Origin of the sequence: Dapis purpurea BLCC-M126 (genome assembly GCF_050015975.1) — a bacterium.
Lineage (GTDB): Bacteria > Cyanobacteriota > Cyanobacteriia > Cyanobacteriales > Microcoleaceae > Trichodesmium.
Window position 1 is genome coordinate 14,931 of sequence record NZ_JBNHER010000207.1, and the last position, 11,885, is coordinate 26,815.

Genomic DNA, 11,885 nt, shown 5'->3' on the forward strand with positions numbered 1-11,885 from the left:
TTTGGTCTCCCGTGGTAATATCACCACCTGCCACATTAGTTATAGTCGCATCACCCTCTCCGGTAATAGCTGTTTGGTCTCCCGTGGTAATATCACCACCTGCCACATTAGTTATAGTCGCATCACCTTCTCCAGTAATAGCCGTTTGGTCTCCCGTCGTAATATCGCCTCCTGCCACATTAGTTATAGTCGCATCACCTTCTCCAGTAATAGCCGTTTGGTCTCCCGTCGTAATATCGCCACCTGCTTCATTGGTTATAGTCGCATCACCCTCTCCAGTAATAGCCGTTTGGTCTCCCGTGGTAATATCGCCTCCTGCTTCATTAGTTATAGTCGCATCACCAGTTGCACTTTCAACAGTTTGGTCTCCAGTCTCAATATCTTCCCCCGCCTCTACATTTATTCCTCCAGCGCTTCCCGACTCAGAACTAGATTCTAAATCTTCAGTTGTCACAGATCCATCAGTAGCAATGATTTCAACTTGACCTGCTGCTGCTCCACCTTGGGTGGTGACACTTGCAGTTCTAATATCACCTTCAGTGCTGAAAGTATTCAAAGTAATATTCCCACTAGTGCCATTGGGGGCGCGAGTTTCAATTGTGCCAGTATTAATACTACCACTACTACTTTGAATATTCACATCTCCACTACCTGCTTGACCAAAAGATGCAATGTTATTAATATTGACAACACCACTAGCATCCAGACTAATATCACCTCCTATAGCAGTTTCAGCATCACCATAAGTAGCAATATGATTAATATTCAAATCGCCGTTATTCGTGGTTTCGAGAGAGATTTGACCGCCTGTACCATTGATGGCAGTTGAAAAAATCACCCCTGTGTTAATATTACCGTTGTTGTTGATGATATTAACAGCTCCACTATCTTCTCCACCAAAAGAACTAATATTGCTAGTGGTAATCTCACCCTCACCTTGCTGAATAATCACAATATTGCCTCCAGTGCCTTCAGGAGCAGAGGAACTTAGATTGGCGCGTTCCTCTGCAAAGATGGTGGCAACATCTGCTGAAGATACATCAGCATCAGTAGAAATATTTGCTTCTACGCCTAATTCATTTACATCTAACGGTCCTACAGTAGTATCAATATTTCCATTAGTCGTTTCCAGAGTAATATTACCACCCCTTGTTCCGCCACCGCTAAAAGTTTCGATAAAACCTGTAGTAATATTTTCTTTGGCGCTAAGGATGACATTTCCGCCTTCCCCTTCTGCGGAAAAAGATGATAGCTGACCAACACTGGTATCTATTGCACCATCAGCAAAAATAGAAATATTACCACTATTACCACTACCTTCAGTAAATGATTCTATAGTTCCTGTTTTTATATCACTATTACCTGTAATGTTGACATCTCCGCCATTACCTTCTTGGGATCTAGAGATTAAATCGCCAAAACTGGTATCTATTGAACCATCTGCAGTAGTAATAGAGATATTGCCACCATTACCACTACCTTCAGTAAATGATTCTATAGTTCCTGTTTGGATATCATTATTACCTGTAATGGTAACATCTCCGCCGTTACCTTCTTGAGACCTAGAGATTAAATCGCCAAAACTGGTATCTATTGCACCATCAGCAAAAATAGAAATATTACCACTATTACCACTACCTTCAGTAAATGATTCTATAGTTCCTGTTTTGATATCACTATTACCTGTAATATTCACATCTCCCCCATTACCATTACCTTCTGAAAAGGAAGAAATATTTTCTACTTGGATATTACCAGGGGCGAAAATCTCCACATTACCGCCGTTACCTGTTTGGGAAGAAGAAGCAAACTCACCTGGAGCATCAATAATACCTGTTTGACTTTCGAGCATAATGTTACCACCACTGCCTCCTGTACCATCAGAGCGGGAGTCTATATTAGCAGCCTCCGTGTCAGAATCAGTATCAGTAATAATTCTAATATTGCCTTGACTGACAATACTAATGTCACCTCCATCTCCTTTATCACTATAGGAAGTGATTTCGGCGTTAGTTGTCACTGTACCTTCTGTACTGATAATACTAATGTCACCACCTGGGCGATTATCTTGCTCTTCTACTTGAGACTGAGTTCTGGCAGCATTTTCGTCATTTCTTCCAGGGGCTGAAATCTCTTCAGGGTTCGCTGCTGAGGAAATAATAGCATCTGTGATAATATCTCCTTTAGCATTGATATTGATATTGCCTGCTTCACCTTGACGAGAAAATGCCTCTATATTTCCTACCGTTATAGAACCTTCATCAGCTTTGAGAATAATATCTCCACCCCCACCAGTAGTATTTTCTCCTGAGTTAGAATTTGTTTGCCCTGAGTTTTGGGCTCTCTGAGCTATAGGTTCGCCACTGGAGGAAGATATCTCATCTATTGTTAAATTGCCTTGAGTGCTGGTAATATTAATCTCACCACCATCACCGTTAACCTCTGAAAAGGAAGAAATTGCTCCTGATGTGATATTACCTGGAGCAGTAATATTTACTGGACCGCCTTTACCTGTTTGGGATGAAGAAGATAACTCGCCTTCGATGGTAATATTACCTGTGTTACTTGTGATGCTAATCTCACCACCATTACTGCTATTGGTGGTACCATCGGTACGGGAGTCAATAGCTCCTGTACTAATATTAATATCACCATCACCGATAATAGTTATATTCCCCCCTGCTCCTTTATTGCTGTAGGAAGTAATTTCTCCTTGGGTTGTTACTGTACCCTCTGTACTTTCGATATCAATATTACCGCTTTGCCTACTTGTTGGTTCCTCAACCTGAGACTGAGTTATGGTATCACTTTCTGAATTTTGTCCTACAGTAGTTCTATCTTCTGGATCTGCTGCTGAGGAAATTATTTCACTTGTGGTAGTAATATTACCCTTAGCTTCAAGTTTAATAGTGCCTCCTGAACCTTCACGAGAGAATGATTCTATAACTCCTACATCTATCTTACCTCCAGCTTCTAGAGTAATATTTCCACCTTGACCTCCTTGGTTTCCTCCTGTGAGTGTTTGTGGATCTCGGTTTTCATCTATTTCTTCACCACTGAAAGAACCTAATGCGCCATTGGTTGTATTAATATCTCCGCCTGCGAAAATCTTTATATCACCACCATTACCTGTTTGAGAAGAAGAAGATAACTCACTATTAATAGTAATATCACCTGTTTTACCTTCGATTGTAATATCACCACCATTACCTGTTTGAGAAGAAGAAGATAACTCACTATTGATAGTAATATCACCTGTTTGACTTTCGATTGTAATATCACCACCATCACTACTGGTTTTAGCTTCAGAGTTAATACCTGCTTCTTCATCACTACTACCAATATTAATATCATCGTTACTAGTAAGAGTGATATTGCCCCCTGTACCTTGGCGAGAAAATGATTCTATAGCTCCTGCATCTATCTTACCTTCAGCTTCTAGAGTAATATCTCCCCCTCGACCATTACCCTCTGAACGAGAGTCAATACCACCTGTTATCAAATCCAGATTGCTTGTAATATTGACATTTCCAGCATTTCCTGCTACTGAAAAAGAAGATAACTCACCAATACTCGTATCAACATTTCCACCTGTACTTTCGAGGAAAATACTCCCACCTTGACCACTACCATTTGAACGAGAGTCTATATCAGCTGTCGTTAGATTACCAGTACTGGTAATATTTACACCTCCAGCATTTCCTAATTCTGAAAAAGAACTTAAGAAACCACCAGTGGTATCAACATTTCCACTTTTACTTTCGAGGCGAATACCCCCACCTTGACCACTACCTTTTGAACGAGAGTCAATACTACTTGTGGTCAGATTGCCATTACTGATAATATTAACACCTCCAGCATCTCCTAACTCTGAAAAAGAAAATATCTCGCCACCAGTAGTATCAACATTTCCACTTTTACTTTCGAGGGAAATACTCCCACCTTGACCACTACCATTTGAACGAGAGTCAATACCACTTGCAGTCAAATTGCCACTACTGGTAATATTAACACCTCCAGCATTTCCTAATTCTGAAAAAGAAGATAATTCACCTCCACTGGTATCAACACTTCCACCTGTACTTTCGAGGGAAATATTCCCACCTTGACCACTACCATTGGAACGGGAGTCTATATCAGCTGTCATCAGATTACCACTACTAATAATATTCACACCTCCAGCATTTCCTAATTCTGAAAAGGAAGATAGCCTACCTTCGATAGTAATAGCACCTGTTTGACTTTCTAGAAAAATATTGCCACCAGCACCATCGACATCGCTACGGGAATTAATCTCATTACCTATATTAAGATCGCTAAAACTTTCCACAGTGACACTACCACCATCTCCAGTAGTGGCAAAACTATTTATTTCTGCTGTGGTAGTTACCGATCCTTCTGTACTTTTAATACTGATATCACCACTACTAGCAACATTTCCCTCCGTCTGTGTTATTGCTGCTAGGATGTTACCACTGTCCGGGTCCCCAGCACTAGAAAGAATTCTGTCTGTAGTAATGTCACCTTTTGCTTCTAGAATTATATTGCCACCTGAACCGTCACGAGAAAATGATTCTAGATTTGATTCACCATTAGTTCCTGCGGTAGTATCAATAGTTCCCTCTGCTCTTAGGGTAATATCTCCTCCATTACCACTAGCAGAATTTTCTGAGTCTTCTGCTTCACCAAAGCCTTGACCTGCAAAAGAAGAAATATTTGCAGTTGTTATATTGCCCTGACTGGTAAGACTAACATTTCCAGCATCTCCACTACTGGAAGAAGATGCGAGTTCGCCACTACTGCTATCAATATTTCCGCTTGTACTTTCTAAACTAATATTCCCACCCCGACCATTTTCTGAATTAGACGTAATATTACCTGTGATTAAATTCTCATTACTTTTAACATTTACATTTCCAGCATTTCCCTGAATAGAAAGAGAAAATATTTCTGCATTCCCTGCGACTCCAGTAGTATCAATACTCCCATTGGTACTTTCAATAGTGACATCTCCACCATCACCAGCAAATGTTGATGATTCAATATTTTCAGTCTTAATATCTCCAAAAGCTTTAATAGTTACACTTCCAGCATTTCCGCTAACGGCAGCAGTGTCTATTTCTTCTGTGGTAGTTACTGCACCTTCTGTACTTTCAATAGTAATATTCCCACTATTACTACTATTTATTTCCGTCTGTGTTGTTCCTGCTGTATTTACACTAGCACCTGTCGTCGGTTCACCCGCAGTAGAAAAAACTCCTCCTGTAGTAATATCGCCTTTGGTGGTAATACTGACTATACCTCCACCGCCAAGACGAGAAAATGATTCTATAGTTCCGGCGCTAGTATCAATAGTTCCTTCTGCTCTCAGAGTAATATCTCCTCCACTGCCACTACCATTTTCATTAGAGTCAGTATTAGTCGGATTTTCTAAGTCTCCATCGATATCTAATGGTTCGCCTGCGGAAGAAAATATGTCTCTAGTTTTAATATCACCCTGACTGGTAATACTCACATTTCCTGCATCAGCCCCAACGGAATAAGAAGATAACTCACCACTACTGGTATCAATATTACCACCTGTACTTTCCAGGGTAATATCTCCACCATTACTACTACCATCTGAACGGGAGTCAATATTACCTGTTTTTAAATCCCCATTACTTGTAATAGCAACATTTCCACCACTCCCTTCCAAAGAACCAGAAAATATTTCATTGGCAGTTGTATCAACTTCACCACTACTATTTATGGTAACGTTCCCACCTCTATTATTGCCTCCTGTGGAAACATTAATTTCACCTGTTTTAATATCACCATCAGCACGAAGAAAAACATCCCCACCACTCGTTGATGCTGAATTGGCGTCAAGGGTGGTTTGAGTAGTATCAATATTCCCAGTACTAGAAATAGTAATATTTCCTGGTTGACTATCAGGAGTTGATGTAATTATCCGTTCAGTTACAGTCAAATTACCATTAATACTTATTTCAACATCCCCACCATCAAAAGTTGAAATACCTTCTACTTCTTCACTAACTCCACCAATAATTAAATTATTTATTGACTCAAGAAATAGCCCTCTTTCACCTGTGAATACTTCTAAGTTATTTACATCTATACGCAAGGGTGCTTCAGCCAAACCCACACCACCAATACTTTCAGTTTCAAATATTGCTCGGTTGGCAGTAAGTAAAGAATTTGGAGAAACTCGTCTAATATTTCCTCGATTAGCATTAACTAATAGTTGCCCAGTAGTAGTTAAATTAGCTAGATTTATATCACCATTTTCTCCTAAACTTCCTAGTAAGATTGTAATATCCCCACTACCTGCATTTAATGTTGTTCCTTCTGCTTGATTAATAGAACCTGTTCCTGAGTCACGATTATTAATATCGGCTCCATCATCATTACCAGATAGAGTAATATTACTATTACCACTGGATGTATTTATATCAGCATTTATATTAATACTTCTTCCGGCATTTAATTCTATAGATTCATAAGTTTCTATTGGTTGATTAACAGTTATATCATTGTCAGCTTGCAGAATAATTTCACCTTCTAATCCTTCTATTTCTGCAGCAGAAAATGTCTGATTATCGTCTTCATTTGAATTTTGTGTTTCGGCTCCTATGGTTATGTTTTTAGGGTCAAATAATATTGTTCCTGGTTCTCCTAATGCTGCACTAACATTAACATTTCCGTCAAAGATTAATTCCTGTTTGCCAGATATTTCAACAAAGCCTCCATCACCAGAAAATTCTCCTCCCTTAGCGCTAATATTTCCAGCAAAATTCGTCGTATCATCTGACCAAATTATGACTTGACCACCGTTTCCACTGTTAATAGCGTCCGCGAAAATAAAAGAGTTATTGTTAACAAAAGTTTGCTGAGAATTGGGAACAATTCTATTGCCTTGAACGTCACCTCCAATTAATATTCTTCCTCCACCATTTAAACCATTGGCCTGAATATTGGCATCAATAACTGCTACGCGATCGCCCAACACATTAATTTGTCCACCGATCCCCCTTCCGTCCTCCTTATCAAGGGGGAGACTGGAAATGTCCCCTTGATAAGGGGGGTTAGAGGGGCTCGATACATCAATATTTCCAGAGGCGATCGCTAGTCCCGTTGTATCATCTGTCAAGACTAAATTACCTTGAGCATCAACTATCACAGATGAGGCATGATTAGTTGAGTCACCTGTTAACAACTGTGCTAATGATAATGGTGTAATGGGCTCTCCCGATAAGTTAGCAGAGGCAGGTGATACATCTAAACTCAAAACATGGCCTGGTTGAGAAATCCGCAATGTATCCCCACCATTAACTGCAGCGATCGTAATATTTCCACCTGCCGTAGATAGTTCACCTGTATTGACAACTGTGCCACCAGCCAGAGTAAGATTATTTCCCGGATTTAAACTTAAGTTTCCTTCATTAACTACAGCACCTGGGTTAGAGACATCAAAATGATACCCACTGGGATTACCTACTAAATTTGAGTAGTTATTTGTACCCATTGCTTTAAACCAGAAGTTATTGCCGTTGAAACCTATACCTGTGGCAGTAGTAACACTGAAAGAGGCAGGAACATTGAGCCTAGAATTAGGGCCAAATATTATTCCGGCAGGGTTCATTAAGAATAGATTTGAGTTCCCACCGACTACTTGAATTAAGCCATTTATAGTAGAAGCATTTCCACCTGTGACTCTACCGAGGATGTTGCTAATGTCTGGAGTGGTAAGGAAATTTGCGGTTTGATTAGATTCAACGTTAAATTGGCTGAAACTGTGAAATAGGTTTGCACCGTTGCTGCTCTGAGTGCCACCTTGGATATTAAATTGGTTGCCGTTTTGCTTGACTGTAGTTCCTGTACCGTCTGTTGCTGGGATAATAGGTTGACTATGAGCAGGTATGCCTACTGTTCCCAATACAGAAACAAAGGCCATCAGAGGATAAAGATGTAATGTTAATAGCTTCATCTAATTGACTGAATATTTACTTTTTATGAAAAAAATAATTATGATTAGTTCCAGTATATCTTTTCCATAATCAAATTGAATGGGAGAAAAGTAGGGAGGTTCCATGGAACGTCCTGACAAAAATATTTTATGTATAATTGATTATCCGATAGCGGAACTACCCCTGATAGGGGCACATGACATAAGAAATAAGTGTCTTTCAACTCCAATCAGATTAACTGTAAATCTAATTGTATATAAATTGCATATAAAAGTAGGGCGTGTATACACCCTACTTTGACTTAGTTAACTGCTTGGATTTTTCTAGTTAAATTAGTCAATATTGACTTTCACAACTTTATTTTTCTCAGCTTCAGCTTTAGGTAAATGTAGATGTAAAATACCATCTTTGTAATCGGCTTTTACTTGGTCATTTTGAACTCTGACTGGTAGAGAAATTACTCGTTGGAAAGCACCATAATGAAATTCAGAACGAGTCATACCTTGCTCTTCTGTTTTAGTTTCTTGACGACGTTCTCCTTTAATTGCCACTGCTTCGGCAGTTACTTGTACATCTAAATCTTTCGCTTCTAAACCAGGGATTTCGAGTTTCAAATCAATCGCATCATGGTTTTCTTGCATTTCTGCCGCTGGTGTAAATGCTATGCCTTTTTCTTCTCCATTCCAATTCGGAGCAAAAGTATCAAATAAACTGTTCATTTCTTTTTGCAAAGAGTCAATTTCACGCCAGGGAGAAAAACGAACAATCGCCATATTTATTACCTCCTAAATTTATATTTTATGTGTGGATTTAATTTGTTGTTTCTGTTTCTATTTTAGAGCCGATTTTGTGTTGACTAAGTTCGGTTAATGGGAAAGATGCGATCGCAATTGCCGTACTTTTTTTTTTGAAATTAGACTTACACAGAAACCGGGTTTATCGACTCGTGAGAGGGAAAAACAATCATCAGGGTAATAAACCCGGTTTCTTGTTTGGGTGCGTAAGTCCTGTTAATATAATCCCATCTTTGTACATTCTCAATATTTAGCTAAACATTAGCCAATATTAACTTTCACAACTTTATTTTTTTCAGCTTCAGCTTTAGGCAAATGTAGATGTAAAATACCATCTTTGTAGTCGGCTTTTACTTGGTCATTTTGCACTCTGACTGGTAGAGAAATTACTCGTTTGAAAGCACCATAACGAAATTCAGAACGAGTCATGCCTTGCTCTTCTGTTTTAGTTTCTTGACGACGTTCTCCTTTAATTGCTACTGCTTCGGCAGTCACTTGTACATCTAAATCTTTTGCTTCTAAACCAGGGATTTCCAGTTTCAAATCAACCGCATCATGGTTTTCTTGCATTTCCGCTGCCGGTGTAAATGCTATGCCTTTTTCTTCTCCATTCCAATTCGGAGCAAAAGTATCAAATAAACTGTTCATTTCTTTTTGTAAAGAGTCAATTTCACGCCAGGGAGAAAAACGAACAATGGCCATATTTATTACCTCCTAAATTGATGTTTTATCTGTAGAATTTATTGGTTGTTGATGTTTCTATTTTAGATGGAATTTTCTGTTGAGTAAGTTCGGTAGATAGGAAAGATGCGAGGGCAATTGCCGTACTAAAGTTTTTGAATCATCGCATCTTTCTTTGTTGCTACATACTAGGCAATATTAACTTTCACAACTTTATTTTTCTCAGCTTCAGCTTTAGGCAAATGTAGATGTAAAATACCATCTTTATAGTCAGCCTTTACTTGGTCATTTTGAACTCTGACTGGTAGAGAAATTACTCTTTGGAAAGCACCATAACGAAATTCTGAACGAGTCATACCTTCTGATTCTGTCTGACTTTCTTGACGACGTTCTCCTTTAATTGCCACTGCTTCAGCAGTCACTTGTACATCTAAATCTTTCGCTTCTAAACCAGGGATTTCCAATCTCAAATCAATAGTATCCTCAGTTTCCTGCATTTCTGCTGCTGGTGTAAATACTATTCTTTTTTCTTCTCCATTCCTAGTCGGAGCAAAAGTATCAAATAAACGATTCATTTCTTTTTGCAAAGAGTCAATTTCACGCCAAGGAGAAAAACGAACAATAGCCATATTTTTTACCTCCTAAATTTATATTTTATGTGTGGATTTAATTTGTTGTTTCTGTTTCTATTTTAGAGTTGATTTGTGCTGAGTAAGTTCGGTGGATAGGAAAAATGCGAGGGCAATTGCCGTACTATTTTTTTAATTGACATAATATCCGAAAGTTTCCCAGCTTTGGCCACGAAAACTTTACTTAAGTCTTAGTTGAAGTAAGTTGATTTTGCTTCGACTATAATTCAGGTGAAAAAATAATAGGTAGTGGATATTAAATATTGAGTGCTTGTTTTTACTAGAGAGTCACTACTTTCATTTGCCTGAATAGGTTTAATTTTCCCATCCTTTAGTTGGGCTTTAGCCCTAACTGTAGATAGGGCTAAAGCCCAACTACGAGCATGATTATAAGTGTTTTACTGAACATCATATTATACCAAGCGCTCCATAGTAGATTCGATCGTATATGAACTACAGATACTAACGATCAAATGTTTGTAGTGCCGGCATCTTGCCCACTAGATATCTAATTCATGCTATAGCGATCGCCTCCTTGTGCTTCTGCTTTTTCTAGTTCCTGTTCAGACAATTGAATTAAGCGATCGGATGTTATCTGCTCATCAGGATTTAAACTAGCAATTCCTATGCTAACAGTAATATAAGGATTAGGAGAGGAGATACTATAGGGAATCTGGAGTTGATTAACTTCATCTACCAAGTTTTTAGCTATCTTTTCCAGATTAGGGATATCACTAAGAGAAACAATAATCCCAAATTTAGCCTCTTCGTAGCGACAGAGCAGAGATTTAGATGATTGTAAACCATGTTTAAGTGCTTGTGCTACTTCATAAAGACAGCTATCTTTTTCTAGGTTACCATAGCTCTGATTATACTCTGCAAATTTGTCAATCTTACAAAAAATCAGGGCCAAGGATTCCTTATTTTGATGAGCACGTTCCCATTCCCTGTTTAAATAATCATTAAAACGGCTACGATTAGCAACTTGAGTCAACTCGTCTAAAACACCTAATCTTCCTAATTCATGAAATGCTTGCTGTAGTTGAATATTCTGCTGTTCTACTTCTCTTTTTAGACGTTGAATATTTAACTGATTTTCAATCCTTGCTAAAACCTCAATCACCTTAAAGGGCTTGGTAATGTAATCAGCCCCTCCTACAGAAAAGGCTTTTACTTTATCCCATGCTTCATCTAAAGCACTAACAAAAATGATAGCGACATCCTGGGTTTGAGGATTTGCCTTAAGTCGCTGACACACAGTATAACCATCTAATTCTGGCATATGAATATCAAGTAAAATCACATCTGGTAAAGTTAATTCGACAGCTTTCAGGGCGATTGAACCATTAAGGGCTTGTCTTACCTCATATCCCTGTTCTTCTAGCAAATCTGATAAAACATTGAGGTTTTGCAGTTGATCGTCCACCAGGAGAATATTGCCTCGGTGACGGTTAGTTGAAAGAGAAGGAGAATCTGCGTTCACCTCAACGGATTGATTTAAAAGCTTTTCTGAAGGTAAAGGAGCTAGGGTTAGTTGATGTTGCATCTTTTGTTGCGCCACCCCTTTAAAATTATTTTTTGTAACCTTTTCTTCAAATATCTCCGAAATAGTCTGCCATAGTTTAGGCACAATACCTTGTTTAAGATATTTAGCTGAATAACCACAATTATCAGCGATTTGCTCATAAGTATAACGATTATTTTCGAGTATTTTTAGGAGGATAATTTTTTGTATATCACTAAAATAGTTCCCTGTTTTAGCGTAAAGTTTGTCTTCAGTAAATTGTAAAATGGTTTCAATATCAAGCATG

Annotated in this window: 5 protein-coding genes; all 5 read right to left on the reverse strand. The window is 38.5% G+C overall.

The features are described 5' to 3' along the window. A partial coding sequence (locus ACP6PL_RS18050; protein ID WP_426546655.1) for a beta strand repeat-containing protein occupies window positions 1–7,990 on the reverse strand: 7,990 nt, incomplete at its 3' end. A gap of 312 nt (window positions 7,991–8,302) precedes the next feature. Continuing rightward, window positions 8,303–8,743, reverse strand: coding sequence for an Hsp20/alpha crystallin family protein (locus ACP6PL_RS18055; RefSeq protein WP_426546656.1), 441 nt, complete (start codon window positions 8,741–8,743; stop codon window positions 8,303–8,305). Between the two features lie 282 nt (window positions 8,744–9,025). Beyond that, window positions 9,026–9,466, reverse strand: coding sequence for an Hsp20/alpha crystallin family protein (locus ACP6PL_RS18060; RefSeq protein WP_426546657.1), 441 nt, complete (start codon window positions 9,464–9,466; stop codon window positions 9,026–9,028). A 167-nt stretch (window positions 9,467–9,633) separates the two neighbouring features. After that, the gene (locus ACP6PL_RS18065; RefSeq protein WP_426546658.1) at window positions 9,634–10,074 is read right to left on the reverse strand and encodes an Hsp20/alpha crystallin family protein; all 441 of its coding nucleotides are present in this window, start codon (window positions 10,072–10,074) and stop codon (window positions 9,634–9,636) included. Window positions 10,075–10,582: 508 nt separating this feature from the next. Then, window positions 10,583–11,884: a GGDEF domain-containing response regulator gene (locus tag ACP6PL_RS18070; RefSeq protein WP_426546659.1), complete on the reverse strand. Its 1,302-nt coding sequence runs from the start codon at window positions 11,882–11,884 to the stop codon at window positions 10,583–10,585. Window position 11,885: the final 1 nt, after the last annotated feature.

Bases quoted from the DNA above. Each gene is read 5' to 3' on its own strand.
- ACP6PL_RS18055 (WP_426546656.1), bottom strand. From the start codon at position 8,743: ATGGCGATTGTTCGTTTTTCTCCCTGGCGTGAAATTGACTCTTTGCAA.
- ACP6PL_RS18070 (WP_426546659.1), bottom strand. From the start codon at position 11,884: ATGCTTGATATTGAAACCATTTTACAATTTACTGAAGACAAACTTTAC.
- ACP6PL_RS18065 (WP_426546658.1), bottom strand. From the start codon at position 10,074: ATGGCTATTGTTCGTTTTTCTCCTTGGCGTGAAATTGACTCTTTGCAA.
- ACP6PL_RS18060 (WP_426546657.1), bottom strand. From the start codon at position 9,466: ATGGCCATTGTTCGTTTTTCTCCCTGGCGTGAAATTGACTCTTTACAA.